Origin of the sequence: Kribbella ginsengisoli (assembly GCF_039537185.1) — a bacterium.
GTDB classification, from domain to species: domain Bacteria; phylum Actinomycetota; class Actinomycetes; order Propionibacteriales; family Kribbellaceae; genus Kribbella; species Kribbella koreensis.
This window is the reverse complement of record NZ_BAABAA010000009.1, coordinates 257,622-284,420: the sequence shown is the minus strand read 5'-3', so window position 1 is coordinate 284,420 and position 26,799 is coordinate 257,622. Positions and strand designations below refer to the sequence as shown.

Annotated in this window: 25 protein-coding genes; 20 read left to right on the top strand and 5 right to left on the bottom strand. The window is 68.2% G+C overall.

Annotated features, from left to right (window positions below):
* Window positions 1–354 precede the first annotated feature (354 nt).
* The 8 genes from ABD768_RS30285 (at window position 355) to ABD768_RS30250 (ending at window position 9,643) form a co-directional block, all read left to right on the top strand.
* Window positions 355–1,488: a Gfo/Idh/MocA family protein gene (locus ABD768_RS30285; RefSeq protein WP_344846331.1), complete on the top strand. Its 1,134-nt coding sequence runs from the start codon at window positions 355–357 to the stop codon at window positions 1,486–1,488.
* On the top strand, window positions 1,485–2,651 hold the full coding sequence (locus ABD768_RS30280) for a DegT/DnrJ/EryC1/StrS family aminotransferase (RefSeq protein WP_343965956.1): 1,167 nt from the start codon (window positions 1,485–1,487) through the stop codon (window positions 2,649–2,651). Before ABD768_RS30285 ends, ABD768_RS30280 begins: the two co-directional genes overlap by 4 nt.
* On the top strand, window positions 2,648–3,343 hold the full coding sequence (locus tag ABD768_RS30275; protein ID WP_344846329.1) for an acyltransferase: 696 nt from the start codon (window positions 2,648–2,650) through the stop codon (window positions 3,341–3,343). Before ABD768_RS30280 ends, ABD768_RS30275 begins: the two co-directional genes overlap by 4 nt.
* Before the next feature lie 83 nt (window positions 3,344–3,426).
* The gene (locus ABD768_RS30270) at window positions 3,427–4,026 is read left to right on the top strand and encodes a sugar transferase (protein WP_343965952.1); all 600 of its coding nucleotides are present in this window, start codon (window positions 3,427–3,429) and stop codon (window positions 4,024–4,026) included.
* Window positions 4,023–5,729 (top strand): murein biosynthesis integral membrane protein MurJ, encoded by a 1,707-nt coding sequence (murJ, locus tag ABD768_RS30265; protein WP_344846327.1) that lies wholly within the window; start codon window positions 4,023–4,025, stop codon window positions 5,727–5,729. Before ABD768_RS30270 ends, murJ begins: the two co-directional genes overlap by 4 nt.
* Window positions 5,726–7,267 (top strand): hypothetical protein, encoded by a 1,542-nt coding sequence (locus ABD768_RS30260; RefSeq protein WP_344846325.1) that lies wholly within the window; start codon window positions 5,726–5,728, stop codon window positions 7,265–7,267. The genes murJ and ABD768_RS30260 overlap by 4 nt, the downstream gene beginning before the upstream one ends.
* A complete protein-coding gene (locus ABD768_RS30255) occupies window positions 7,264–8,646 on the top strand; it encodes a tyrosine-protein kinase domain-containing protein (RefSeq protein WP_343965945.1) in 1,383 nt (460 codons plus the stop codon). The genes ABD768_RS30260 and ABD768_RS30255 overlap by 4 nt, the downstream gene beginning before the upstream one ends.
* Window positions 8,633–9,643, top strand: a complete 1,011-nt coding sequence (locus ABD768_RS30250; RefSeq protein ID WP_344846323.1) for a hypothetical protein — start codon at window positions 8,633–8,635, stop codon at window positions 9,641–9,643. Before ABD768_RS30255 ends, ABD768_RS30250 begins: the two co-directional genes overlap by 14 nt.
* Here ABD768_RS30250 and ABD768_RS30245 read toward each other — a convergent pair.
* Genes ABD768_RS30245 through ABD768_RS30230 form a run of 4 tightly spaced genes read right to left on the bottom strand, consistent with a single transcriptional unit; the run spans window position 9,599 to window position 14,667 of the window.
* A complete protein-coding gene (locus ABD768_RS30245) occupies window positions 9,599–10,810 on the bottom strand; it encodes a glycosyltransferase family 4 protein (RefSeq protein WP_344846321.1) in 1,212 nt (403 codons plus the stop codon). The two genes, ABD768_RS30250 and ABD768_RS30245, sit on opposite strands and share 45 nt — an antisense overlap.
* Window positions 10,811–10,814: 4 nt before the next feature.
* Window positions 10,815–12,242 carry a polysaccharide deacetylase family protein gene (locus ABD768_RS30240; protein ID WP_344846319.1) on the bottom strand — a complete coding sequence of 476 codons (1,428 nt, stop codon included), beginning with the start codon at window positions 12,240–12,242 and terminating at the stop codon, window positions 10,815–10,817.
* On the bottom strand, window positions 12,242–13,447 hold the full coding sequence (locus ABD768_RS30235) for a carboxylate--amine ligase (RefSeq protein WP_344846317.1): 1,206 nt from the start codon (window positions 13,445–13,447) through the stop codon (window positions 12,242–12,244). Before ABD768_RS30235 ends, ABD768_RS30240 begins: the two co-directional genes overlap by 1 nt.
* Window positions 13,444–14,667 (bottom strand): FAD-dependent oxidoreductase, encoded by a 1,224-nt coding sequence (locus tag ABD768_RS30230; protein ID WP_344846315.1) that lies wholly within the window; start codon window positions 14,665–14,667, stop codon window positions 13,444–13,446. Before ABD768_RS30230 ends, ABD768_RS30235 begins: the two co-directional genes overlap by 4 nt.
* Before the next feature lie 233 nt (window positions 14,668–14,900).
* Here ABD768_RS30230 and ABD768_RS30225 point away from each other — a divergent pair, with 233 nt between their 5' ends.
* From ABD768_RS30225 to ABD768_RS30180, 10 genes are all read left to right on the top strand, one after another.
* Window positions 14,901–15,323, top strand: a complete 423-nt coding sequence (locus ABD768_RS30225; protein WP_328325242.1) for a DUF948 domain-containing protein — start codon at window positions 14,901–14,903, stop codon at window positions 15,321–15,323.
* Window positions 15,320–15,559 carry a DUF6167 family protein gene (locus ABD768_RS30220; RefSeq protein ID WP_344846313.1) on the top strand — a complete coding sequence of 80 codons (240 nt, stop codon included), beginning with the start codon at window positions 15,320–15,322 and terminating at the stop codon, window positions 15,557–15,559. Before ABD768_RS30225 ends, ABD768_RS30220 begins: the two co-directional genes overlap by 4 nt.
* Before the next feature lie 4 nt (window positions 15,560–15,563).
* Window positions 15,564–18,233, top strand: coding sequence for an alanine--tRNA ligase (gene alaS, locus ABD768_RS30215; RefSeq protein WP_344846311.1), 2,670 nt, complete (start codon window positions 15,564–15,566; stop codon window positions 18,231–18,233).
* A gap of 94 nt (window positions 18,234–18,327) precedes the next feature.
* Window positions 18,328–18,786 carry a Holliday junction resolvase RuvX gene (gene ruvX / locus ABD768_RS30210; protein ID WP_344846309.1) on the top strand — a complete coding sequence of 153 codons (459 nt, stop codon included), beginning with the start codon at window positions 18,328–18,330 and terminating at the stop codon, window positions 18,784–18,786.
* Complete coding sequence (gene mltG / locus ABD768_RS30205; RefSeq protein WP_343965925.1) at window positions 18,783–19,985, top strand: endolytic transglycosylase MltG; 1,203 nt, start codon at window positions 18,783–18,785, stop codon at window positions 19,983–19,985. Before ruvX ends, mltG begins: the two co-directional genes overlap by 4 nt.
* Before the next feature lie 4 nt (window positions 19,986–19,989).
* Window positions 19,990–20,814 carry a shikimate dehydrogenase gene (locus tag ABD768_RS30200; RefSeq protein ID WP_343965923.1) on the top strand — a complete coding sequence of 275 codons (825 nt, stop codon included), beginning with the start codon at window positions 19,990–19,992 and terminating at the stop codon, window positions 20,812–20,814.
* On the top strand, window positions 20,801–22,270 hold the full coding sequence (locus ABD768_RS30195) for an FAD-binding oxidoreductase (protein WP_344846306.1): 1,470 nt from the start codon (window positions 20,801–20,803) through the stop codon (window positions 22,268–22,270). Before ABD768_RS30200 ends, ABD768_RS30195 begins: the two co-directional genes overlap by 14 nt.
* A gap of 31 nt (window positions 22,271–22,301) precedes the next feature.
* Window positions 22,302–23,336, top strand: a complete 1,035-nt coding sequence (locus ABD768_RS30190; RefSeq protein WP_343965918.1) for a DUF2330 domain-containing protein — start codon at window positions 22,302–22,304, stop codon at window positions 23,334–23,336.
* A gap of 92 nt (window positions 23,337–23,428) precedes the next feature.
* Window positions 23,429–23,914, top strand: coding sequence for a hypothetical protein (locus tag ABD768_RS30185; protein WP_344846304.1), 486 nt, complete (start codon window positions 23,429–23,431; stop codon window positions 23,912–23,914).
* Between the two features lie 86 nt (window positions 23,915–24,000).
* The gene (locus ABD768_RS30180) at window positions 24,001–24,720 is read left to right on the top strand and encodes a prepilin peptidase (protein WP_344846302.1); all 720 of its coding nucleotides are present in this window, start codon (window positions 24,001–24,003) and stop codon (window positions 24,718–24,720) included.
* Window positions 24,721–24,834: 114 nt separating this feature from the next.
* Here ABD768_RS30180 and ABD768_RS30175 read toward each other — a convergent pair whose 3' ends face one another.
* Window positions 24,835–25,950 carry an ADP-ribosylglycohydrolase family protein gene (locus tag ABD768_RS30175; RefSeq protein WP_344846300.1) on the bottom strand — a complete coding sequence of 372 codons (1,116 nt, stop codon included), beginning with the start codon at window positions 25,948–25,950 and terminating at the stop codon, window positions 24,835–24,837.
* Between the two features lie 147 nt (window positions 25,951–26,097).
* On the opposite strand from ABD768_RS30175, the gene ABD768_RS30170 reads away from it, so the two are divergent.
* Both ABD768_RS30170 and ABD768_RS30165 read left to right on the top strand, forming a co-directional pair.
* Window positions 26,098–26,304: a hypothetical protein gene (locus ABD768_RS30170; RefSeq protein WP_343965913.1), complete on the top strand. Its 207-nt coding sequence runs from the start codon at window positions 26,098–26,100 to the stop codon at window positions 26,302–26,304.
* Between the two features lie 42 nt (window positions 26,305–26,346).
* Entirely contained in the window at window positions 26,347–26,781 is a 435-nt protein-coding gene (locus tag ABD768_RS30165) for a VOC family protein (RefSeq protein ID WP_343965911.1), read from the top strand.
* Window positions 26,782–26,799: the final 18 nt, after the last annotated feature.

The following is a 26,799-nucleotide window of genomic DNA, read 5'->3' as shown; positions in this document are numbered from 1 at the left end:
CGAGGCCGGCCCGGATCCCTTCAGGGTGGCTCCGTTCGCGACCCCTGGCAGGTAAAGGAGTTCCGGCCGAAGTCCCGGTGAACAGTGAGAAACTGCCCAGAAGTCGAGCCTTCCAGCCCTTGCGGCTGCCCGTTGGACTGTGATTCTCTGGAGTCGTTCGATTACCCAACGAGTTCGCGACACGCGAGCCGATGAAGGCCTGTACGTGGTCTGAAAGTCGGCCTATTGTTTCGTTGTCGGTTCAATCGACATTTGCTGGCCGGGGGGTCGGTCAGGGGGTCAGCGGGGGCTGAGAGGCACCGCTGGTTGCAGGGTCAGGGGTGGTCTCACTATGGGGGTTTTCCGGCAATGGCAATGACGAACGTTACTGGCCTGCGCGTAGGCGTGGTCGGCTGTGGTTACTGGGGCTCCAAGCACATCAGGGTGCTGCACTCGCTCGAGTCGGTCGGCACCATCGCGGTGATCGACCCGAACCCGGATCGCGCGCTCCAGTTGTCCCGCAACTACCCGGCGCTCGAGGCGTACAAGGATCTGGACGAGGCGATCCCGCACCTGGACGCCGTGATCATCGCCACGCCGCCGAGCACGCACAAACCGCTGGCGCTGAAGGCGATCGCGGCCGGCGTGCACGTGATGGTGGAGAAGCCGCTGGCGACCACCGCCGCCGACGCACGCGAGATGATCGCGGCCGCCGAGGCAGCAGGCGTGGTGCTGATGGTCGGCCACACCTTCGAGTACCACTCCGCGGTCTGGCAGCTGCGCGAGATGGTGCAGAAGAAGGAGCTCGGCGATCTGTACTACCTGGACACCGCGCGGCTGAACCTCGGTCTCTACCAGCACGACTGCAACGTGCTGTTCGACCTGGCGCCGCACGACGTGTCGATCCTCAACTACGTGCTCGGCGCGACTCCGGTCAGCGTCCAGTGCTGGTCGTCGCACCACGCGAACGCCAAGCTCGAGGACGTCGGCTACCTGCGGCTGCACTACAAGAACCCGGACGTGACGGCCAACGTGCACGTCAGCTGGCTGGACCCGTGCAAGGTCCGCCGGGTCACCATGGTCGGCAGCCAGAAGATGGTCATCTTCAACGACCTCGCGTCGGAGGAGCGGATCAAGGTCCACGACAAGGGCGTCTCGCAGGGACCGCAGCTCGGGGACGACCTGACCCAGCCGCCGATGTCCTACCGGTACGGCGACGTGGTGTCTCCGCACCTGGTGATGAACGAGCCGCTGATGGTCGAGGACGAGCACTTCGTCGACTGCATCCTGACCGGGCTGACCCCGCTGACCAGCGGCGCCAACGGCCTGGCGGTGGTCGAGGTGCTGGAGGCTGCCCAGCTGTCGGCGACCCAGGGCCGCGAGGTGCTGATCGAGGAGCTCGCCGGAAACGGGCCGGCCAAGGTCGTGCTGGACAAGGCGAACGGAGTCATCCACCAGAACGGCGTTCTGCACCAGAACGGTTCGGCCCCGGTCGGTGACCTGCGGTGAGCACCGGTACCCCGACCGGCCGGCCGACGCCGGTGCGGTCTTCCGAACCTGTGCCCTTCCTGGACATCTCCGGCGCGACCAACGACGTCGCGGAGGAGATTCGCGCGGGCTGGGACGAGCTGCTGCGCAACGGCCAGTACGTCGGCGGTAAGGCGGTCGCGGCCTTCGAGAAGGAGTGGGCCGAGTACTGCGGAACCGAGTTCGCGGTCGGTGTCGCCAACGGCACCGATGCCCTGCACCTGGCGATCCGTGCCCTGGGCATCGGTCCCGGCGACGAGGTCATCGTGCCCGCGAACACCTTCGTGGCAACGGCCGAGGCGGTCGTCCTGGCCGGCGCGGTGCCGCGGTTCGCGGACGTCGACGACGGCACGCTGCTGCTCACGCCCGAGACGATCAAGGCCGCCGTCACGCCCGCCACCAAGGCGGTCGCGGTGGTCCACCTCTACGGGCAGCTGCCCGACATGACCGCGATCACGCAGATCTGCGACGAGCTCGGGCTCGTACTGATCGAGGATGCCGCGCAGGCCCAGGGCGCGACCTGGAACGGCCGCAAGGCCGGCTCGTTCGGCAAGGTCGGCTGCTTCAGCTTCTACCCGGGCAAGAACCTCGGCGCCTTCGGCGACGCGGGCGCGGTCGTCACCTCCGATGCCGGGCTGACCCAGCTGATGCTGTCCGTCCGTGACCACGGCCGGATGCAGAGCGAGGGTGGGCACTACTCGCACGGCGTGCTGGGGATGAACAGCCGGCTGGACGGCGTACAGGCCGTGGTGCTGTCGGCGAAGCTGCGGCACCTCGACGGGTGGAACCAGCAGCGGCGCGCGCTGATGGCGACGTACCGGGAGCTGATCGATCCGGCCCGGGCGAAGCTGGTCGAGCAGCTCGAGGACGGCGAGGGCGTGCACCACCTGGCCGTCGTACAGGTCGACCAGCGCGACCGCGTCCGTGAACTCCTGCAGGAGCGGGGGATCGGGACCGGCATCCACTATCCCGTTCCCTGCCACGTGATGGGGCCCTACGAGCAGTACGCCGACGGGCCGCTGCCGGTCGCCGAGGCGGCCGCCGCCCGCCAGCTGTCCTTGCCGATGTTCCCGCATCTGTCCCAGGACGACGCGCGCCGGGTCGCCGAGGGACTGAACGAAGTACTCGCGGAGCTGGACCGATGAGCAGCCACCCACCGATCAACGCCGATCCGGGAGTCGAGATCGGCTACCCGGCGGCGCGGGTGGCCGGCGCCGAGCTGACCATCGGCGAGGGCGCCAGACTGCGCAGCGGCACGATCCTGTACGCCGGATCGCGGATCGGCGACCGGTTCGAGACCGGTCACCACGTGGTGGTCCGGGAACAGTGCGAGATCGCCGACGACGTGTCGGTCTGGAGCAACTCGGTGATCGACTACGGCTGCCGGATCGGCGCCGGGGTGAAGATCCACACGAACTGCTACGTCGCGCAGTACACCGAGATCGGCCCGGGCGCGTTCCTCGCGCCCGGGGTCACGATCGCGAACGACCTGTATCCGGGCAGCGCGGAGTCGGCCGAGGTGATGTCCGGCCCGTCGATCGGGGCCGGCGCCCAGCTCGGCGTCAACGTCACCGTGCTGCCGTTCGTCCGGATCGGGGCGAACTGCCTGGTCGGAGCGGGCTCGGTCGTCACCCGCGACCTGCCCGCCGGAACCGTCGCTTTCGGGAACCCGGCCCGCGTCCGCGGTCTGGTCGGCGAGCTGGAGGACATCAGCGCGCGGATCCGGCCGGACGACGGATCGGCCTCGCGCTTCCGGTTCTCCAACGGTTCGGACGCGAGTCCGGCCGAGGACAAGACGGGGCTTGGCGTCAGTGTCACGATGGAGGTAGCGGGATGAGTCTCCTCCGCGGTAGCCGGGCAACCCCCGTAACCCGGCCTATTCCCGTCCGCGGAGTGAGCCGCATCATTCCGGTGGGACTGGTGAAAAGGTCGCTTGACCTGATCCTTGCTCTCACCGGGATGGTGCTGGCTGCGCCGATCCTGCTCGGTATCTACCTGTGGATCCGGTTGACCAGCCCGGGCAAGGGGCTGTTCCGTCAGGTCCGGCTGGGTGCGGACCAGCGCGAGTTCGTGATGTACAAGTTCCGGACGATGCGTACCGACGCGGATCCCAAGGTCCACCAGGAGTATGTCCGCGCGATGGCGGCGGGTGAGGTCGAGAAGGTCGACGGCCTGTACAAGCTGCACCAGGACCCGCGGATCACCAAGCCGGGCAAGTTCCTCCGCAAGACCAGCCTCGACGAGCTGCCGCAGTTGCTCAACGTACTGCGCGGCGAGATGTCGCTGGTCGGGCCGCGACCGGTGCTGCCCTTCGAGGCCGAGCTGTTCCCGGAATGGGCGTTCGACCGGTTCCAGGTCAAGCCCGGGCTGACCGGGCTGTGGCAGGTGAACGGCCGCAACCAGCTCACGATGGATGAGGGCCTGCGCTGGGACCTCGAGTACGTCTCGACCCGGAGTGTCCGGCTGGATCTGCAGATCATCTTCAAGACCATTCCGGCCTTGCTCGGGGGAGCGCGTTGACAACAGCCGATCAGAGCGAGCAGATCACGTCGCCGGAGCCGATGGCCGGTTCCGGCGACGAACTGCGCGAGGACCTGACCAGTGCGTCCGGTACCGCGCGGGACTCGGTCACTGTCGGTGCCTGGACGGCGCTAAGCCGTGGCACCGGTGTCATCCGGGTAGTGGTCATCGGTGCCGTTCTGGGCCCGACGTTCCTCGGCAACACCTACCAGCTGACCAACTCGCTGCCGAACCTCATCTACTACGGCTTCCTGGCCGGCTCATTGTTCGTGTCGCTCCTGGTGCCGGCACTGGTCCAGCACATCGACAACCACCGTCCCAAGGACAGCGCACGCGTCGCCGGAGGCTTCCTCGGGATTGCCATGGTCCTGCTGGGACTGCTCGCGCCGATCGCCGTACTGCTGCTCCCTGAGCTCCTACGCGTCACCTCACTCGGCGGCGTCGGTCTCAGCGAGGTGACGCGAGACAGCGGCCAGATCGGCGTAACCCGGCTCCTGATCCTGCTGACCATCCCGCAGGTCTTCCTGTACGCCGTAGTCGGCTCCGCCACCGCGGTCATGTACGCGCACCGCCGCTTCGCCCTGGCCGCTGCAGCGCCACTGGTCGAGAACATCGGCATCATCCTCGTACTGGTCCTCGTCGGCATGATCTATGGCACCGGTAAGGAGTTGGGCGCTCAGTCGACCGGTGAAGTGCTCCTGCTCGGCCTCGGCTCGACAGGTGCCGTCGCAGCCCATGCAGCGATCCAGTGGTGGGGTGCGCGCCGGGCAGGGGTGCTCCTGCGCCCACGGGCCGGCTGGCGCGATCCGGAAGTGCTCGTGACGATCCGCAAGGCGTTGCGCTCGGTCAGCCAGGCGGGGCTGCTCGCAGTACAGCTCCTGGCGTTGCTACTGGTCTCGAACCGGGTCGCAGGCGGTACTGTCGCAATACAGATGGCATTGAACTTCTACTATCTGCCGATCGCGCTTGCTGCCACCCCGGTCGCCCTGGCGCTCCTGCCGAGGTTGTCGCGGTTGCACCAGAGCGACTCGACAGGTGAATTCACCAGCACGTTCATCGAGGGTTTGGGGCTGGCCTTGTTCATGGCGATCCCTGCGGCGGTCGGCTTCGTAGTACTGGCCGACCCGATCGCGCACACCATCGCGGCGGGCCAGATGGCCTCGCCGGAGGGTCTGCGGATGATCGCCCTGGGGCTCGCTGCGCTGGCGCTCGGGTTGGTGGGGGAGACCACGTTCTACGTGACCACACAGGCTTCCTACGCGCGTGGTGACACCAAGACGCCACTGGTCTCGATGGGCGTCCAGGCGGTCTTCTGCCTCACTCTGTGCGCTTTGGCCGCCTTCGCTCCGGCCAGGCTGCTGGTACCGGCAATCGGCGGCGCGTACGCCATTGGAGCGGTCATCGGCGGTGCACATCTGTTCCTGCGGATGAGCAGGGGCTGGCAGCGGCGGGAGCTGTGGAGCTCGCTGGTCCGGATCACCTTCGGCTCGATCGTGATGGCCATTCCGGCGTACTTCAGCGCACAGCTCATCAGTTCGCATCTTGGCGGCAGGCCCGGGCAGGCGCTCGCGCTGGTCACCGGAGCTGCGGTCGGCGTGATCGTGTACGCCCTCATCCAGCTCCTGTTGCGGTCGCCGGAGTTCGCCTGGCTGACCTCAGGACTCCGCAATCGTGGCAAGACAGCGGTGGTGGAGACCGGATGACGGTAGCCGCTCCGAGTGTGCTGTTGGGGTCCGGTCAGGCGACTGACCGGGCCCGTCGGCTGCGCCTGGACCTCGTCGGCCTGGTGGCGGCGGGTGTCTGCCTCCCCGTGATGCTGGGTGCTCTGGTGGCCGTCTCGGCGATGGCAGCACTCGCGGTGACCGCGGTGATCGGCTTGTCCATCGTCATCTGGCGCAAGCCCGCCGTAGCGGCGTACCTGATCATCTTCATGACTCCGCTGGTCGCCGGTATCGACCGCGGCCGCATCGTTCCGGTACTGCGCCCCAACGAGGCGCTGGCCGTCTTCTTCGCCGGCCTGCTGACCCTGAGGTTCTTCGTCCAGTACCGCCCCGGTACTCCGTTGCGCCTGCGAGTAGGCCGCATCGAGGCGTCCCTGATCGCGATCGCCATCACCACGTCGATCACCCCGCTGGCCTGGATGTTCCTGCAGGGTAAGGAGATCACCGGCGACGACATCACCTACGCACTGGTGCTGTGGAAGTTCCTGGGTGTCTACGCGATCGTCCGGGGGACCGTCCACACCCAGCGGCAGGTCTGGTTCTGCCTCTGGGCGTCGGTGTCGTCGGCCGTGATCCTCGGCGGGCTGGCCATCCTGCAGACCCTCGACGTGCTCGGGGTCCGCGCGCTGCTGATGAGGTACTGGGTGCCGTTCGGGTTCGAGGCGCAGCTGGAGATCCCGCGTGGCAGCTCGACGCTGTCGTTGCCGGCGGCAACTGCCGACGTGCTGATCTTCAACCTGGCGATCGCGGTGGCGATGCTGTGGAAGAGCCGGCGTCATATCGCGCTGCTGGTGATGGCCTGCCTGGTCTTCGTGATCGGCACCTTCGCCGCCGGTGAGTTCTCCAGCGTGCTCGGCCTGGTGGTCGCGGTCATCTGCATCGCGTTCGCGCTGCGCCGACTCGACCTGCTCAAGTACGCGCCGGTCGGGCTGTCGGTCGCGGTGATCGCGGCCTGGCCCGCGGTGACGCACCGGCTGGAAGGGTTCCAGTCCGCGCAGGGCCTGCCGAACAGCTGGATCGTGCGCTGGTACAACCTGCAGACCTACTTCTGGCCGGACCTGTTCCACGGCTCGAACGTGTTGTTCGGCGTCCGGCCGTCGGCCCGGGTCGTGGTGCTGACCCAGGGCACCGGTTACGTCTGGATCGAGAGCGGTTACACCTGGTTGCTGTGGGGTGGCGGGATCCCCCTGTTCGCGGCCTACGTGTGGTTCTGCCGGGTCGCCATCAAGGACCTGTGGATCCGCTGCCGGGACCTGACGGACTGGAGCGCGGTGGCGGCGGTAGGAGCCTTCACCGCTGTTGTGGTGATCATCGTCTTGATGAACTTCGACCCGCACCTGACCTACCGAGGGACCGCCGACCTGCTGTTCGCCCTGCTGGCGCTGGCGGCGATCGGGAAAGATCCGCCGGAAGCTGCCTCGGCTACAGCTGAGGCACAAGAAGTGGAAGATACTGTCGAAAAACCGCAACGGGGAGCGATGATGAGATCAGCAGACACACTCACGGGAGTGGACAGATGAGCCGATCGACCCATCGCACCGCGAAGTCACGCGGGATCGTCCGTAGCTACCTGTGGGTGATCATCCTGATCACTTTGCTCACCACCGCCGCAGCCGGCGCCACGGTGATGTCCAGGCCGAAGATGTACGTCGGTGCCGCCCAGGTGGTCGTCTACCCGGATGCGGCCCGTGGTGGCGGCACCGTGGCGCCTGACATGGGCACCGAGCGTGAGGTCGCGAACTCCGGCCTCGTCTCGGCCGCGGCGGCCAAGGCGATGGGGATCGGCGTCACCGAGGCCACCAAGTCTCTCTCGGTCTCCGTGCCGGTCGACGCCCAGGTACTGCAGTTCAAGTACTCGTCGGAGATCCGCTCGCGGGCACTGGCCGGCGCAGCCGCCTTCACCGACGCCTACGTCGACTACCGCAACAAGGGCCGGTCGGCGAAGCTCGCGGAGGTCATCTCGCCGGCCACCGTGCCGACCGAGCCGGAGGCGGCGAACATGCCGCTGATCATCGGCCTGGGCCTGGTGCTCGGCCTGATGCTCGGCATCGGCTTCGCCTTCGTCTGGGACCGCGTCCGTGGCCGGCTCCGGGGCGCTGCCGACGTCACGCGGCAGACCGGGCTGGAGGTGCTCGCCCAGATCCCGGTCGTCAAGCAGCACTTCCCACTGGCGCCACAGATCGGGCCGTCGACCCCGGAACGCGAGGTCTTCGGCTATCTGGCCGCTCACCTGACCACGCTGACCACGCGCGGCAAGGGTGCTTCGCTGCTGATCACCAGCCCGTCGCCGGGCGCCGGCAAGACCACCGTGGCCGCGCAGCTGGCGATCGCGATGGCGGCCACCGGCAAGGAGGTCGTGCTGATCGGCGGCGACCTGCGGCACCCGGATCTGCATCTGCTCTTCGGGCTCCCGCTGACACCCGGCCTGACCGACGTACTGGCTGATTCGGGCAAGCTCGAGCGGTCCGTGCAGTCGACCGAGTTCGTGAACCTGCGGGTGCTGCCTGGTGGGACCCCGCGGGTCGGCGCGTGGTTCAACGTCGAGGACCTCGAGTTGTTGCTGCAGGCCCTGTCCAAGCACTCCTTCGTGATCGTCGACGCGCCGACCGCGATCGGCGCGACCGAGTCGGCCGTGCTGGCCGGCCGGACCGACTTCACCCTGCTCGTCGTCGACGGCCAGCGGGGCTCGCGCGCAGTGGCCGCCGAGGCCGTCTCCGCCCTCTCCGGTGTGGGCGGCAACCTGATCGGCTGCGTGACGAACACCCCGCGCTCGCGGCGGTTCCAGCGCAAGACGGTGCCGGCGTCCCATGAGCGGCACAGCGGCCAGGGGAGCGTGCAGGGTGACGGTCACCCGGTAGGCGACGGACCGGTCGCCAAGTCGGAACATGTCGGGCACTGATCGGATGCGTCTGGAGGGCCGAATACAGCGGCGCGTAGTACGGGGACTCATCGCCGCGGTGACGCTGGCCGGCGTGTATCTCGCACTACCCGGGCTACACAGCCCGGGCGACGATCCGCCGGCAGCTGACGGCTACTGGCAGACCATGCCCGCAGGATCGTTCGCCCAGCTGCCCACCGAGGCCGAGTGCACCGAGCGCGTGCACCGGTCGGAGTGGGAGCCTCGCCCGGGCAACAGCAAGCCCAACCAGACGATGCCGGCAGTGGAGCAGGTGCACACCTCACTGGCCGTCCGGCCGCGCGCTACTCCCGCAGAGGCGTACGACACCCGCTGGGACAGCCTCGGACTGGCCCGGGTGACCGGACACCACACCGGTACTACGGACGAGAACATTCAATGGGCCGCCTGCAAGTGGGGGCTCGCCGACAACCTGGTGCGCGCAGTCGCCGTGACCGAGTCGACCTGGTACCAGAAGGACCTGTACCCCTCTGGTGCCTGCGTCGAGAAGCGAGGCTGTGGTGACCTGTTCCCCAAGCCGACAGCGGCCTCAGGCGAGTACTGCAACGAGATCAAGCTCGCCGGCTACGACTACCAGCGTGACTACGGGCAGAACCTGTGCCCGAAGACGTTCTCGATCATCGGCGTGATGTCGTGGCAGGACCCGGCCTGGGGGCAGATGGCCGGCAACCAGAACGGGACCTTCCCGTTCAACCGCGACTCGACGGCCTTCGCGCTCGACTACTACGGCGCGTACATCCGTGGCTGCCTCGAGGGCTGGGCCTGGTGGCTGACCGGCAAGGACAACCCGGTCGACCCGGCGAAGCGGCTGGACGGCTGTGTCGGCGCCTGGTTCGCAGGTGCCTGGCACACCAAGCCTGCCGACGACTACACCGCACTGGTGTACAAGACGATGGAGGAGAGGCCCTGGCTGAACAGGACCTGGGCCTCACCGTCAGGCGTCTGCTCCTGGATCCGCCGCTGCGGTAGCAACAACTGACGGCTCCCAGCCGATCGCCTTCAGGTAGATCGGCGTCTGGCGCTCCCAGGACAGCTTCTCCGTGATCAGCTGCCGCCCGGTGTCGCCGAGCTGCTTGCGCGTGGTTGGGTCGTCCAGCAGCTCGACCACCTTCGCCGCGAGCGCCGGGATGTCGCCGGCCGGAGTGAAGACGCCTGCGCCGTCCGCGAGCAGCTTGCTCTCCTGCAGGTCGAAGCAGACCACCGGCAGCCCCTGAGCCATGTACTCCATCACCTTCACCGGCGACACCTCCACCTGCAGGCTGCAGTCGATGCCGAGGTCCGCGGTGGCCAGGTAGCTGAACAGGTCCTTCTCGGGAATCCAGCCAGGGAAGGTGATCCAGCGCTCCAGCCCACGGTCCTTGACCGACTGCTGCAGCTCCTCGACGCACTCGCCGTCGCCTAGCAGGACGAAGCCGACGTCCTCCCGGCCGAGCTCGCGGATCACGTGCTCGGCGACGTCGATCGTCAGGTCCACCCGGTCCTGGCGGCCCATCTTGCCGGCCCAGGCGACCAGGTAGCGGTGCTCGCCGTGCAGACTCGGCTCGGGGACGGCCAGCGAGGTACGGGCCAGCACGGGGCCGTTGTAGACAAGGGAGATCGCGTCCGGCTTGGCGCCGGCTTCCACCATGCGGTTCTTCAGGTAGGAGTTCACCGTGAGGCTGTGGTGGGCGACCCGCTGGGTACGGCGCTCCAGCCAGTGCATGGCCTTGAGCATCAGCTTCGGCGGCTCGTCGTACCGGCTGCCGAGTAGCTCGGGCATCAGATCACGCTGGTCGACCAGGATGCGGGTGCCGGCCCAGCGCAGTACCCAGGCCAGTGGGAAGTAGATGTCCGGCGGCTGGCAGATCTGCAGTACGTCGATCCGCCCGCGCAACCGGAGCTTGGTCAGGTACCAGCTGGCCCAGGCGAAGGATTGCAGGTACTCGCCGACATACCCGACCGGGCCGGATGGCTGCTTGGGTGCCGGGTACTCGAAGATCGTCAGGTTCGGTATGTCGCGGTAGCGGGCGTTGTCGTCGTCCCGCATGGTGATGACCGACAGCTGGACCCCGGCCTCGATCAGGTTGTCCACCTGCTTGCGCAACCGGGTGTCGACGCCCAGTGCGACGTTCTCGACGATCACTGCGACGTGCAACGGCTTCGGCATCTTGCTAGGCCTCCTGGTTTGCGAGCGGGGCGTGCTGAACCCTGGCACGGCCCTCAGCAGGCCCTGTCAACGTCCACCCGTCCGGGCTCTGGCGGAGCTCACTGGACGCGCGGTCACGCCACCAGGACGCCACATCTCGCGGTAGTGCCTTCCATGCCGTCTCATCGCTCTGGAACTCGTCCAGGAGCTGCTGCCAGCCCTTGGCCAGCCGCGGGTCCTCGGCGTAGTCCGGGTGCGCGAGCACCAGCACCATGCCGCGTCGCTCCCGGATGTCGCGGGCCTTGCCGACCCACAGCTCGCCGTCGTCGTGCTGCAGGATCTCGAACAGCGTGTGGTCCTGCGGCAGCGTGATCGGCAGCTCGACCTGGCCCTCGTTGAAGAACGGCAGGTACGTGCAGCAACCGCCCGGCTGCGGCTCGTAGGGATCCGAGTCCGTGTACGACGAGTCGTAGTCGAAGCCCATCGTCGGCATCAGCTCCCACGACCGCTGGGTCGCGGGGGAGCGGAAGCCAACCGCACCCCAGTGGTCCGCGTGCTTGCGCATGGCCGGCAACCGCTGCCCCAGCATGCGCTTGGACGCCACATCCCGGCCATCGTGCCGCAGACCGTGTACGCCGACCTCGCAGTCGTCCGCCTTGACCCTGGCCACCACCTCGTCGGACACCTCGTACCGCTCGGCCACGAAGTTCCAGGAGGAGACATAGCCACGGTCGCGCTCCGGCGCCCGCAACAGCTCCATCTCGTCGCGCCCGAAGCCCGTCTCGACGTCGTGCGTGAGCACCATCGCCCAGGAGTGGCCATCCGGCCACAGATCGATCCACGGCACCGGCGTACCGGCCAGCCGCGTGGTCAGGTCGAACAGCCAGTCGTAGAACGAGTGCAGGCTGGGCTCGAGCGGCCAGGACGGGAACGACGGAGCATTCTGGCGCTTGGCCAGGGTCCGGCGCATCTTGAGCTGCAGCGGCCGGGGGAGGAGCGGGCGGACCACGTAGTAGCCCTTCACCATTCCCTTGCGCACAAGGCGTTTGACGTTGGCGCTGCCGACCGTCTTGTAGCGTTCGGACCACAGGAAGTTCATCGACTCGCCCGGGTCGAGTGGCAGGAACACGTTGCCCTGCTGGTCCTCCCAGACGGCTGCTACCTCGGTGCCGTGGCCGTCGAGGATCGGCTCCACCTTGTGCCAGGTCTCGTCGACCGGCGACAGCGCAGTACCGGTGTAGAGGTGGCAGACGACGGAGAAGCCGGCCAGTTGGTAGCGGCCGGCCTTGTAGTCGCTGCGGGACTTACCGCCGTTGGCCCGGATCCAGGTGAGCTGCTTGCCGGACGTACCGGCGGTGACCACGCCCAGCCGGGTCTCTGGCGAGTCACCGCTCAGGTCGTACGGGACACGCCAGTAGTCGAAGAACGCAAAGGGATGCGTCGACTCGAACATCACAACCCCCGCTTGAAGAACAGGTACGGCAGTAGCGCCACTTCGTACAGGCCTGGCAGTGGGTCGCGCAGGCTGAACACTGCCTCCGTCTGCACGCCGCGGAAGGTCTTCAGGTACGGCCAGACCTTCAGCTTCCCGGCCTTGATGTCCAGTGCCGCGTTGGGCAGGTCAGTGGCGAGCCGTAGCCACCTGACACCTGCACGGGCACGGCACTCGGTCACCGGCAGCCCCAGCTGGTCGCGGTAGACCAGATAGGGGAAGTCGGCACCTGCTGTGTAGCCCAGCGAGTGGTAGCCCCACGTGCGGGCGTTGACGTCCAGCAGTTTGTACTGCCCGTCGCGCTCGTCCTGCTTGTACTCCAGCTCGACCAGCCCGTAGTACCCGATGTCGCGCAGGAAGGTCAGCGAGTGCTTGGCCAGCTCCGGCAGGTCGATCGTCTCCACGAACGTGCTCGCCCGGCCGAAGTCGGACGGGTGCTGACGCAGCCGGCGTACCGTCATCTCCGCGACCGCCTCGCCGTCCTTGAAGAAGGCGCAGTAGCCGAACTGCCGGTCACCGCCGCCCGGGATCAGCTCCTGGACGATGATCTCGGCCTCGCCGACGATGTCGACCGCCTTGCGGTACACCGCCTCGAGCTCGGCCCGGGTGTCGACCCGCCACGCCTTGGCGCGGGTCTCGTAGAAGAAGTTCTCCTTGATCGCCGGCTTCAGGATCACCGGCGAGCTGAGATCGATCTGGTCCAGGTCGGCGAAGGACTCCGGGAACCAGCACCGGGGAATGGGGATCCCGAGCCGCTCCGCCCGCTGGTAGGTCTCTCTCTTGTCCCAGGCCGGCTGCACCGCCTGCCAGGCGGGAGTCGGCAGCTTGTAGTACTCGCTGAGCTCCTCCCGGTTGGCCGCGATCGCGGCGACCGTCTCCTCCCTGGTCGGGTAGAGCACGGCGCCGTGCAGACCGAGTCGCTTGCAGGCGTCGATCAGGATCCGGACCGTCTCGCCGGCGTCCCGGAGCTCGGGCACGCGCTCGTGCCCGGTGACGTACCGGGACACGCGCGAGATGGACCGCTCGTCGTCGAGCACAGTCACCGGTACGCCGTACCGGCCGAGGCTGCGCACGATGCCGAGGCCCTGGTAGTCGCCTCCGACGACTACCGCCCCTACTCCAGAACCCGGTCCGGCAGCGTTCTTGCGGAACGGGTGTCTGTTCATACGCCGTCGCCTGTGGGTTCCAGTCGGCCGGCACCGCTGGTAGCGGTCTTGCGCCGGCTGTTGCGAACCAGCCTGGTGAGCGACTCCGCGCCGTACCAGCCGCCGGCCACGAACCGCATCAGCGGGCCGAAGCTGCGGGCGCCCGGTGCGCCGAGGAAGTGCAGGCCGGGGACGGACGACTCCATACCCGGCTTCATCAGCGGGTAGCCGTCGAGCGTCCGGACCTGCAGCGCCAGCGCCGGGTCGAGGAACGGGTACCGCGTGATGTCGACCTTGTAACCGGTACCGAACATCAGGTGGTCGACCTCGCGGGCACTGCCGTCACTCAGCTCGACGTGCACCCGGTCGCCGACCGCCTTGGCGCTCGTGACCTGGATACCGGTGCCGACCTGTACGTCCGCCAGCCGGGGAATCAGCCAGGCAGCACCGGCCGGCCGGATCGCCCGGTAGGCCAGCGGGTCCTGGATCGAGCGCGGCAGGGCGGTGAACAGGCCCGGCTTGGCGACGATCTTGGACAGACCCATCGGGCCGACGTCGGTCGGCGCGTAGACCAGCGGCACCAGCTTCGGGCCGAGCATGCGGTGGTACTTGCCGCCGTGCAGCCAGTTGATCTTCTCGGCCCGGGCGACGACCTCCACGTCGGCGCCGGACTCGCTCATCAACGCGGCCGACTCGAGCGCGCTCTGCCCGCCGCCGACGACCAGGACCTCCTGGTTCTTGAAGACCGACAGGTCGGCGTGGTCGGCCGTGTGCGAGGCGAGCTCGCGCGGCAGTCCGGACATCACGCCGGGGCGATTCACGAAGTCGGCGATACCGGCCGCGACGACCATCCGCCGGGCCCGCAGCTGGGACTCGTCACCCAGCGTGAGCACGAACCCGTCACCGTCCTTGGCGACCTTCGTGACCCACCGGCGGTCGACGTCCGGTGCCACCTTCGACTGCACCCAGGTGCCGTACGCGATGAAGTCGTCCAGCGGCACCGGCTTGGTCACCTTGGCGCCGGTCTCGGCGATATAGGAGTCGAGATTGAGCGGTCCGTCGTACTCCGCGATACAGGTCGCGGTCCAGTTCGATCTGAGCCACATCCCGGCCGGCATGGTCCGCCAGAACGACATCGGGTCGCCGAAGATGCGGACTTCTTCACCTGCCCGGCGAAGGTGTGCGGCTGCGGCGAGGCCATGCGGGCCCGCGCCAAGGACAGCAATGGCTGTCTCGTCCATTAGGTGGTCTCCCCCCACGTCCTGAACACTCCCCCCGGAGCTTCGGCCAGTATTGCGCATTCGTGGCGCTGCGTCACGGGTCCGCGCGGCGAACTTCTGCCGGATTGCAGATGTGTTGCTGACCCGGCAGTGAGGGTGTCCCTGTGTCCGGGACTGTGCTATCCGCGCGATAAGGTCCCTGAGGTACCCGGGGTCTCGGGACGGGGCAGACGAACGGAAGGCGGATCGTAACCATGAGCGTCGGTGAAGTCGCGGGGCTGATAGCAGCCTGCGCACTGCTCATCTTGGTGGGCCTGCTGGCCTATCCGATCCTCAAGCTCGGCAAGGTGTTCGAAGAGACCCGCGTGATGGTCAAGGGAGTTTCGGACTCCAGCGTTCCGTTGCTCGGCGAGGTGACCAACACGGTCGCGACCACGAACGCCCAGCTGGCCAAGGTGGACACGATCACCGACAACGCCACCACCGTGACAACCAACGCGGCCGCGCTCGCGTCTTTGTTCGCGGCGACCGCCGGCGGTCCGCTGGTGAAGGCGGCCGCCTTCACCTACGGCGTCCGCAAGGCGCTCGGCGAGAACCAGCGCCGCGACGTGTCCCGCCGGGTGAAGGACGAGATGAAGGCCGAGCGCAAGGCGAAGAAGCGGGGTGACGTGCGATGAAGCGGATCCTGTGGCTGATCGTGGGCATCCTGGTCGGTGTGTACGCGGTGACCCGGCTGAAGAAGCGGGCCCAGCAGTTCGCGCCGGAGGGCCTGCAGCAGTCGGCGGAGAAGATGGCCAGCGCGATCCGGCACTTCGGCGACGAGGTACGGGCCGGGATGGCCGAGCGGGAGACCGAGCTGCGCGACGCGCTCGGCATAGACACAGCGGCAAGCGAACGTGAGGACTACCGGTAACACCATGGAAACCAGTGAGATTCGCCGGCGGTTCCTGAGCTACTTCGAGGACCGCGGCCACACGGTGGTGCCCAGCGCGCCCCTGCCGTCGCCGGACCCGAACCTGCTGTTCAACGTGGCCGGCATGGCCCAGTTCGTGCCGTACTTCGTCGGCCAGCAGACGCCGCCGTACCCGCGCGCCACCAGCGTGCAGAAGTGTGTCCGGACCCTCGACATCGAGGAGGTCGGCAAGACCACCCGGCACGGCACGTTCTTCCAGATGAACGGCAACTTCTCCTTCGGCGACTACTTCAAGGAACAGGCCGTCCAGTACGCCTGGGAACTGGTCACCAAGCCGCAGAGCGAGGGCGGCTACGGCTTCGACGAGTCCGTCCTCTACGCCTCGGTGTACTACGAGGACGACGAGGCGATCGACATCTGGAAGCGGGTCGCCGGGCTGCCCGACGACCGGATCGTCCGGCTCGGCATGAAGGACAACTTCTGGTCGATGGGCATCCCGGGTCCGTGCGGCCCGTGCTCGGAGATCCTGATCGACCGCGGCCCGGAGTTCGGCGCCGACCGGGACTGGGAGGCGGGCGACCGCTACCTGGAGTTCTGGAACCTGGTCTTCATGCAGAACATCCGCGGTGAGGGTGGCGGCAAGGAGGGCTACCCGATCCTCGGCGAGCTGCCGAAGAAGAACATCGACACCGGCCTGGGGCTGGAGCGGGTCGCGTACCTGCTGCAGGGCGTCGACAACATGTACGAGATCGACGAGATCTTCCCGGTGATCGAGAAGGCGTCGGAGCTGAGCGGCCGCAAGTACGGCGCGGACCACGTCGACGACGTCCGGTTCCGGGTGATCGCGGACCACGTCCGCAGCGCGCTGATGCTGATCGGCGACGGCGTCACCCCGGGCAACGAGCAGGGCGGCTATGTACTGCGCCGCCTGCTGCGGCGCTCGATCCGGTCGATGCGCCTGCTCGGCTACGAGGACCCGAGCCTGGTGGAACTGCTGCCGACGAGCCTCGTGCAGATGAAGAAGTCGTACCCGGAGCTGGAGGCGGACTTCCCGCGGATCAGCCAGATCGCGTACGCGGAGGAGGAGGCGTTCCGGCGTACTCTCACCGCCGGTACGACGATCTTCGACCTGGCCGTGAAGAACGTGAAGGCTTCCGGTGAGGCGCAGTTGGCCGGCAACCAGGCCTTCCAGCTGCACGACACGTACGGGTTCCCGATCGACCTGACCGTCGAGATGGCCGCCGAGCAGGGTCTGCAGGTGGACACCGACGGCTTCCGGTCGCTGATGAAGGAGCAGCGCGAGCGGGCCAAGGCGGACGCGCGGGCCAAGAAGGCCGGCCACGCGGACACTTCGGCGTATCGCGAGCTGCGTGAGAAGGGCGTCACCGAGTTCACCGGGTACGACGAGCTCGCGACCGACTCCCAGATCCGCGGCGTGCTGCGGGACGGCGCGGTGGCCGGTGCCGCCGAGCAGGGTGAGACCGTCGAGGTGGTGCTGGAGAAGACCCCGTTCTACGCGGAGTCCGGTGGCCAGATCGCGGACGAGGGCCTGATCGTCGGTGACGGGTTCAAGCTGAAGGTGCTCGACGTGCAGCGGCCGGTCAAGGGCCTGATCGTGCACCGCGTCGAGGTCGTCGAGGGTGCTGTCCAGGCTGGGCTTGATGTGCATGCTCAGGTCGACAAGGAGTGGCGGATCTCGGCTTGCCAGGCGCACTCGGGGACGCACGTCGTCCACGCTGCGTTGCGTCAGGTGCTGGGGCCGACCGCGTTGCAGAGCGGGTCGTACAACAAGCCTGGGTATCTGCGGCTCGACTTCGCTTGGGGGTCGGCGCTGGATCAGGCGACCCGGAGTGAGATCGAAGAGGTCGCGAACCTTGCTGTTCGGCAGGACCTGCAGGTCTCGGCGCAGTACATGACGCTCCCGGAGGCTCGGGAGTGGGGTGCGCTGGCGCTGTTCGGCGAGACGTACGACGACTCCGTGCGGGTGGTGGAGATCGGCGGGCCCTGGTCGCGCGAGCTCTGCGGTGGCACGCATGTGAAGCACTCGTCGCAGGTCGGTGCGCTGACGTTGACGAGTGAGTCGTCGGTCGGTGCCGGGGTGCGGCGGCTCGAGGCGTTCGTCGGGATGGACGCGCTGCATTACCTGGGGCGCGAGCGGGCGTTGGTGCGGCTGCTGTCGGAGAACCTGAAGACGCGTCCGGAGGAGCTGCCCGCGAAGGTGGCCGATCTGGCGGAGCGGTTGCGGGTCGCCGAGAAGGAGCTGGAGAAGATCCACGCCGGCCAGGTGCTCGCTGCCGGCGCCGAGCTGGCGAAGGCGCCCAAGGACGTCTTCGGTGTCGCGTATGTCGGTCACCGTGCGCCTGACGGCGTCAACGGCGGCGACCTGCGCAAGCTGGCGCTCGACGTCCGAGGCCGGATGCCCGCCGACAAGCCGGCGGTCGTCGCAGTACTGAGCGTCAACGACGGCAAGCCCGGCGTAGTCATCGCGTTGAACGACGTAGCCCGCGAATGGCGCCTGAAGGCCGGAGACCTGGTCCGGATCGCCGCTGAGCAGCTGGGCGGCCGAGGCGGCGGCAAGGACGACGTAGCCCAAGGCGGCGGCACCGACCCAGCAGGCGCCGACAAGGCCCTAGCAGCCGTAGAACACGCCATCGGCCAACTAGTAACCGGTTAACGATGAACCTCCGCCTCTGTACATCTTCGAGCCGCCGCGCTGCACCGCAGCGCGGCGGTCGGTTGTGCTGGTGGACCTTGGGCGGGGCACACTAGTGCGCCGCGGGGTTCGGGTTGCGCTGGATGTCGGGGATGCGAGGATCGGCGTCGCCAGTTCGGATCCGCACGGGATTCTTGCTACTCCGGTGGAGACGGTACGGGCTGGGGCTGGGGCGCTCGAGCGGATTGTCGGGCTGGTGGTCGAACTGGAGGCGTTCGAGGTGGTCGTGGGATTGCCCCGGTCGTTGTCCGGGGGTGAGGGGCCGGCCGCGGTGAAGGTCCGGGACACCTCGGCGCAGCTTGCCGAGAAGCTCCAGCAGGCGAGTGTTGAGGCGGAGGTACGGCTGGTGGACGAGCGGTTCACCACCGTGACGGCCGAACGGATGCTGCGGGAACGGGGTAAGAAGGGTTCCAAGCGGCGGGCCGTGGTCGACCAGGCCGCGGCGGTCGTGATTCTGCAACACGCGCTCGACTTCGAGCGCGAGACCGGCAACCCACCCGGGAGGCCCCTGTGAACGGGACATCGGTGAACGAAGACCGCGACGACCAGACCGACGACTTCCGGGACAACCTCGGCATGCGCCCGGAGTCCCGGGTCGAGCGCCGGGCCAACCGGCGCAAGACCCGCGCCCGTCGCGGCTTCGGCTGCTTCGCCGGCCTGCTCTCGCTGCTCGTCGTCGGCGCGCTGGTGGCCGGCCTCGCGGTCGGTTTCGGCAAGGGCCGCGACGCGCTGGAGAAGGTCTTCGCCGCCCCCGACTACGAGGGCACCGGCAGCAGCGAGACCGTCACCGTCGAGATCGCCGCCGGTCAGAGCTCCCAGTCGATCGCCGACACCCTGGAGAAGAAGGGCGTGGTGAAGAGCGCCAAGGCCTTCGAGCGGGTCGCCCGCGACGACCCGCGCTCCAAGAAGATCCAGGCGAACCTGTACACGTTGCACAAGCAGATGTCGTCCAAGGCCGCGCTGGAGCTGCTGCTCGACACCGCGAAGTCGGTGCTCGTCACCCGGTTCACCATCCCGCCGGCCCGGACCAAGGCCGAGATCGTCGCCCTGCTGCAGAAGAGCAAGGCGGCCAAGCTCCCGCCGGGCGCCGCGCAGGTCGCGATGAGCAAGCCGGCCCAGCTCAAGCTCCCGTCCTGGGCGAAGAACAACCCCGAGGGCTTCCTGCTCCCCGGCACCTACGACATCCCCAAGGATGCGAACGCCTACACCGTCCTCCGGCTGTCCACGGCCGGCTTCACCAAGGCCGTCGCCGACCTGCAGTTCATCCAGAAGGCGCAACGCAAGAACGTCGACCCGTACCAGGCGGTGATCGTCGCCAGCATCATCGGCGCCGAGACCAACCGCAAGGAGGACTACGCCAAGGTCGCGCGGGTCATCTACAACCGGCTCCGGGTCGGGCAGAAGCTGCAGATGGACTCGACGATCCACTACATCGTCGGCCGTACCGGTGGCGTCTACACCTCCAAGGAACAACGCGAGACCGAGTCGCCGTACAACACGTACCTGCACGACGGACTGCCGCCGACGCCGATCAACTCGCCGGACAAGGACATGCTGCGAGCAGCCGTCAACCCGGCGACCGGCACCTGGAAGTACTTCACGCTGGTCAACCTGGACACCGGCGAGACCCGCTTCGCGACCACCGGGGAAGAGCACCAGAAGAACGTCGACCTGTTGACGGCGTGGTGCAAGGCCCACACCGGTCGGTGCTGACCCGATGACCCGTTGCGCCGTACTCGGTCAACCGATCGCGCACTCGCTGTCGCCGGCCATGCACAGGGCGGCGTACGCCGAACTCGGACTCGACTGGCGGTACGAGTCCTACGAGGTCGGCGAGGACGAGTTGCGCACCTTCCTCAGCACGCTCGGCGACGACGTGCGCGGACTGTCGCTGACGATGCCGCTGAAACGCGTCGCGCTCGAGCTCGTCGACCGGGTCGACCCGGTCGCGGAGTTGATCGGCGCGGCGAACACGATGCTCTTCGAGCCGGACGGATCACGGTCGGCCCACAACACCGACGTACCGGGGTTGGTGTCGGCGTTTGCGGAGCGGGGGATCACCGGCGCCGACACGGCCGTAGTACTGGGTGGGGGAGCGACTGCTGCTTCGACGCTGGCTGCCCTGCGGGGGTTGAAGGTCAGCGAGGTGACGCTGGTCGTGCGCGATCTCGCGAAGGTCGAGCGGCTGAGGGATCTCGCGGCCGAGCTGGGGCTGAAGGTCTCGGCGACGGACTTCAACCAGGTCGAGCAGATCGGTGGCTTCGACCTGTGCATCTCGACCCTGCCCGGCGGTGTCGTGGACCCGTGGGCCGACCACTTCGCGCAGGTCGCGCCGGTGGTCTTCGACGTGGCCTACCACCCGTGGCCGACTCAGCTCGCGATCGCGGCGCACCGGATCGGTACAGAGCTGTTGAACGGCCTTGACCTGCTTGTGCATCAGGCGACCCTCCAGGTGGAGATGATGACCGGTATGTCGCCCGCGCCCCTGGCGGCAATGAGAGCCGCCGCGCGTGAGGAGCTGAACGATCGTGAGCCCAGTTGACCGCCGTACCGTACTGAAGGCAGGCGGGGCGCTTGCCGCAGTAACGCTGACCAGCTGTTCCGAGGTCAAGCCGGCCAGTGCCGGTCCGGCCGGGGCGAACCTGACGGCCGCAGGGCCGGACTGGACCGCGTTCCAGAAGAGCGTCAAGGGCACCGTGTACCGGCCGGGCCAACCCGGCTACGCGACCGTCCGCCAGCTCTTCAACCCGCGCTGGGACGCCGTCGCGCCGGCTGCCGTGATCCGCACGGCCAACGCGACCGACGTCCGCACGGCGATCCAGTTCGCCCGCAAGAACAAGCTGGTCTCGGTGCCGAAGAGCGGCGGGCATTCGTACGTCGGCGCCTCGACGGTCAACAACGGCCTGGTGGTGGACGTCAGCGCGATGCGCTCGATGAGCTACTCGGGCAACGTGCTCACCGTCGGCGCGGGCGCGAAGCTCTACGACGTGCATGCGTTCCTGGACAAGTACGGCAAGTCCCTGCCGACCGGGACCTGCCCGACCGTCGGTATCGCCGGGCTCACCCTCGGTGGCGGGATGGGCGTGCACACGCGGGCCTTCGGCCTGACCTGCGACCGGATCCAGTCGATGGGCGTGATCACCGCCGACGGCGTCGCGCGCAACGTGAGCGCGACGGTCGATCCTGATCTGTTCTGGGCGTTGCGGGGTGGTGGCGGTGGCAACCTCGGCATCGTGACGTCGTTCAAGCTGATCACGATCCCGGCGGCGAAGCTCGGCTTCTTCCGGCTGACCTGGCCGGAGTCGAAGGCGGCGGCCGTCATCAAGGGCTGGCAGAAGTTCGCCCAGGTGGCGCCGATCACCGCCTGGGGCAACGTGCACATCGATGCCAAGAGCAACGGAACGCTGCAGATCCACGTGCTCGGCTGCTCGACCACCGGCAACGGCGCCGCGGCGGCCGCTCAGCTGGAGTCGTACGTCGGCTCCAAGGCGACCACCCGGACCTTCGCGGTCCGGACGCACATGGAGGCGGTCAAGTACCTCGGCGGCGGCACGACCAGCGCGCGCCAGGGCTGGCTGGCCGGTTCCGACGTCCTGAAGCCGATGTCCGCCAACACCATCGCCGCCTTGCTGGGCGCGATGAAGACAGCCGCCCGGGCGAAGCTCCCAGCCGCCGCGATCCTCGACCCACTGGGCGGCCAGTCGGCGAAGATCCCGTCCGGCGGATCCTCGTGGGGTCACCGATCCGCGGTCGGCGTCGTCCAGTGGTACTCCGGACTGCCGGCCCACCCGACAGCCGCCCAGATCAAGGCCGCCCAGACCTTCATCACCAACGGCCACCGTGCGGTGAAGCCTTCATCGGCCGGCGGCTACGTGAACTACGTCGAGGCCGGCCGCTCGGTCAGCACGTACTACGGCGCCAACTACGCCCGGCTCCAAGCGGTCAAGAAGAAGTACGACCCGACGAATTTCTTCAAGAACGCCTACACGATCGCCTGACCCGGCCCCACCCGCCACTAGCCTTCGGGCCATGAAGCTCTGGCGGTTGGTGGCGGGCGTACTCGGGCTGGCTCTGCTGGGAGTCGGTGTCGCGCCTGCTTGGGCGTGCGCTTGCGGCGGGTACCTGCCGGACGCGGAGTCGCGCGCCCGGGTGTTCGGCGAGAACGCCTTGGTCCGCTACGACGGCGGCCAGGAGGAGATCGTGTTGTCGATGTCCGTCCAGGGGCAGTCGAAGAAGGCCGCCTGGATCATGCCGGTGCCCGCGGCCGCGAAGGTGGAGCTCGGCGACGACGGCCTGTTCTACCGCCTGCAGTCGATCACCCGGCCGAAGGTCGTCACCCGCAAGACGTACTGGCCGTTCCGCGATCTGGGGATCATGGGCAGCCGCGGCGACACCGCCGGTGCGCCGCGGGCCGGCGGGGGAGTGGACGTGCGGCAGCAGATGCGGCTCGGCCCGTTCCAGGTCGCGCGGCTCAGCGGATCCAGCGGTACCGCGGTGACCGACTGGCTGCACACGAACGGGTACGCCGCTCCCGAGAGCCTGGCCGCCAACCTCACGCCGTACCTGACCGAGAAGTGGGAGATCGTCGCGGTCAAGCTCGCCCCGAAGGACGACGGCACCCCGATGACCGGCTCGACTCCGCCGCTGCGGCTGACCTTCGCCTCGCCGCGGATCGTCTACCCGATGCGGCTCAGCAAAGGCGCGACGACGGCTCAGACGGTGACCGTGTACGTCGCGGCGCCGTACCGGGTGGACGCCTCGACCCTGCCCGACCCGGACGTGAAGCCCGAGCTCCTGTACGCCGGACGGCTGGCGGGCGAGGACGCTCCACAGCTCGCCTCGTCGGCGTTCCTGACGGCGTACTCGGTGACCTATCGCGAGCCGGAGCGGATCAGCGCCGACTTCGGGTTCACCCAGGCGGCGAGCGACGACGCGTTCGAGCGGGTGACGTACGTGACCGAGAACGACGGGTTGTGGAGCACTGTCGCGGTGCTGTTCGGCGGCGTACTGCTGATCGGCGGGGCCGCCGCGCTCGTCGGGCGCAGGCTGGTGAAGCGCCGGTGAGACTCCGGTGAGATGCCCCCGGGCGAAGGTTGCTGCGAAGGATCCCGTGTTGGGGCATCGGAGCAGGAACATTCTCTTGGGGGAAGACCAGAATGAAGATCCGGGTAACGCTCGCCGTGCTGGTTCTCGGCGGACTGACGCTGCTGACCGGCTGTGGCGACAAGGACACCTCGAAGGCGGCCGCACCGCCGCCGGCGACCAGCCGGCCGCAGACCACCGAGCCGCAGTCGGAGGACACGCCCACCGCGCCGGAGTCGGAGGAGAGCAAGCCGGCCGCGTCCGGCGACGCCAAGGAGTTCTGCAAGAAGCTCGCGTCGAAGGCGGAGGACATGGGCACCGGCAAGCAGGCGTCCGAGCTGAGCGACGACCAGCTGCAGAAGGTCAAGGAGACCATCGAGGACCTCGCCGAGGACGCGCCGGCCGATCTCAAGCCGTCGCTGGAGGCGATGCTGCCGCTGTACGACAAGGCCAAGGCCGGGACGCTGCCGGTCGAGGACCAGAAGAAGGCGGCCGCGGCGAGCCTCAAGTACGTCGAGTGGCTCAGCACGAACTGCGACCCGGCGGACTTCGGCCACTGAGCCGTTTGTTCCACTGAGCGCGTTGTCCACAGGCACGGCGCGGTCCGGGAGCAGGGGCGGTCAGCGATCGTCTAGGCTCCTGGATCGTGCCGGCTGACAACGCTTTGCTCGCCGCAGGGGCCGGTTTCGTCCTCTGCGGCGCCGCTGCGTTCACGCTCGGCCCACTGGTGATGCGCCGGCTCCCGGAGCCGATCCTCGAAGACGGCGACACCAAGATCCGGTACGCCGAGCTGGCCGGCGAAGGCGTTGCCACGAAGGCGGCGTACTGGTGTGGCGCGACCGCAGCCGTCGCCGGCGGGCTGCTCGGCTGGACGCTCGGCACGTCCGCGGGACTGGCCGCTTGGCTGATGCTGGCCGTGGTGGGTTCTGTTCTCGGATACATCGACGCCCGGACGAAGTACCTCCCATCAGCGATCACCTGGCCGTCGTACGGACTCGTCGGGCTGGCGCTGGCGATCGGCGCCCTGGCGACAGGGGATTGGGGATCACTGCTGCGAGCCGTGATCGCCGGGGCGGTCGCCTATGGCCTGTTCGAGCTGCTCTTCACGGTGGTGCGCCGAGGCGTCGGCTACGGTGACGTCCGGCTGTCGGGCCTACTGGGCATGGCCTTGGGCTGGCTCGGCTGGGGTGAGGTGATCGTCGGCCTCTACGCCGGCTTCTTCGTCGGCGCGGTGAACGGCGTCGTCCTGATGGTCGCGAAGGGCTACTCCCGCAAAGACATGCTCCCGTTCGGCCCCTTCATGCTCCTCGGCGCCCTCATCGGCGTACTGGCCGGCCAGCCGTTGGTCCGGCTCTACCTAGGCTGATCGGCGGTCCCTTCAAGGCGACCTCCCAGCCGCGTAAGGTGTTCTGCCACCGGCCGGGACGCCGGGCCTGATCCTCGGGGGACGGGCCGGACGTCCCGGCCGATCCTTTGCCGGTCACCAGCCGGGGTAGCGGGTGGTCCAGGTGGTGTGCGGGCCGTAGTCGCCGTGGAGGTGGGTGGCCCGGGTGAACTCGAGGATGAAGTCGTCGGCTAGTTGGAGGATGGTGCCGCGGCCTTCGAGGGGGTAGACGAGTTCGGGTGGGAGAGCGGTCTCTCCGTGCAGGGTGCCGAGGATGTTGCCGCAGATGGCGCCGGTGGAGTCGCTGTCGCCGGAGTGCGTGACCGCGAGCGCGAGGGCGTCGAGGAACTGTTCGGGTTCGGGGTAGGCAAGGGCGCAGTACACCGCGATGGAGAGCGCTTCTTCGGCGATCCAGCCGCCGCCGAGCCGCTCCACGGTCGCTGGGCCGGGCTCGAGGGGTTGCGCGGCCAGTTCACGGGCGGCGGCGAGCGCAGTACTGGTTTCATCATGGCCCGGGCGGGAGGCGAGCAGTGCCTGCGCTGAGTCGAGGGCTGCGTTCAGATCGGCACCCTGGTTGAGTTGGTGGACGATCGCGGCGAGCGCGCCCGAGGCGAGCTTTCCTGTCACGTGGCCGTGGGTGTAGCCGGCGAGCTCGGCCGCGGCGTCGAAGATCCACTCGGCGTCGAACCTGGGCAGCAGGCCGACGGGTGCCACCCGCATCACTCCGCCGCAGCCTTTGGAGTCGTTGACGGCCTGCTCGCCGAAGCGCTGGATGCTGTCATCACCCTTGCGTGCCTCGGTCAGCGCGGACAGGCAGGTGTTGCCGGGAGCCCGGCGTGCGTACAGCCACCGCTGGCTCTGCAACCAACCGTCGCGGTCGCCACTCGGGATGAGCAGCAACTGGGTGTCCAGCCACCTGTCGTAGGCGTGCTGCACGACCCCGAGCGTGAACCCGATCCCACGATCGGTCCGTACGCCGGCCCGGATCAGCCCCTCGACCGTGAACAACGTCATCTGGGTGTCGTCGGTCACCGTACCGGCCGGCCAGTGCGGGCCCTTGGCAACGAAGGTCCGGACGCCGTCGGGGTGCTCGGCGACGATCGACTGCGCGTCGCTGAACTCCACCGGGCCGCCGAGCGCGTCGCCGATCGCGCCACCGAGCAGGCAACCCCTGACCCGGGCGCGATAGGCCTCTTCATCGGTCCTGGTCATCGGTGCCTCCCGGTCATCGGGTGATCGCAAGAAAGTGGGCATGGTGGCGCTAGCACTACCTCTAGACGGGTCCCAAGGCCAGTTCGTTCCGCCTCGCCGGCTCATAGCTTGGTAGGTACCGAAGCACGGACCAACGAGGAGGACGCCATGACCAGCAAACTGCGCCGCACCGTCGCCCGAACGGCCGCCGCAGGCCTGGCCACCGTTGTACTGGGTGGCGCCGCGGCCGTGGGTGCCGCCGCCGCTGCGCCGCAGAGCCACAACCCCTGCGACACCAACCCGGTGGCCAAGGCTCTCGACGTCGCCCTCTCGGTCCGCAGCGCCCTCGACCCGGAGCGCGCCACCGCCTGTTAATTCGCTCCATCCTTGGCACTTTCCGCCTTTAAGGTGGGCCGCATGGCATCGGTCAAGAAGTTCCAGGTCACCTTCGACTGCGCGGATCCGGAGCGGGTCGCCCGCTTCTGGTGCGAGGTGCTGGGGTACGTCGTCCCGCCACCGCCGGAGGGGTTCGCCGACTGGGACGCGTTCAACAGCTCGCTGCCGGCCGAGCTCCAGGGTTCGGCGTTCGCCTGCGTCGACCCGGCCGGGGAGGGCCCGCGGCTGTTCTTCCAGCGGGTCCCTGAGGGCAAGGTGGTCAAGAACCGGGTGCACCTCGACGTACGGGCCGGTACCGGGCTGGTGGGGGACGAACGGCTGGCCACCCTGCGGGCCGAGGCCGAGCGCCTGGTCGCGCTCGGTGCGACGGTGTTCCAGGAACAGGTCGCCGACGGCTTCAACGAGTCGTGCATCACGATGCTGGATATCGAGGGCAACGAGTTCTGCCTCGACTGACGGGCGCTGGTAAGTGAC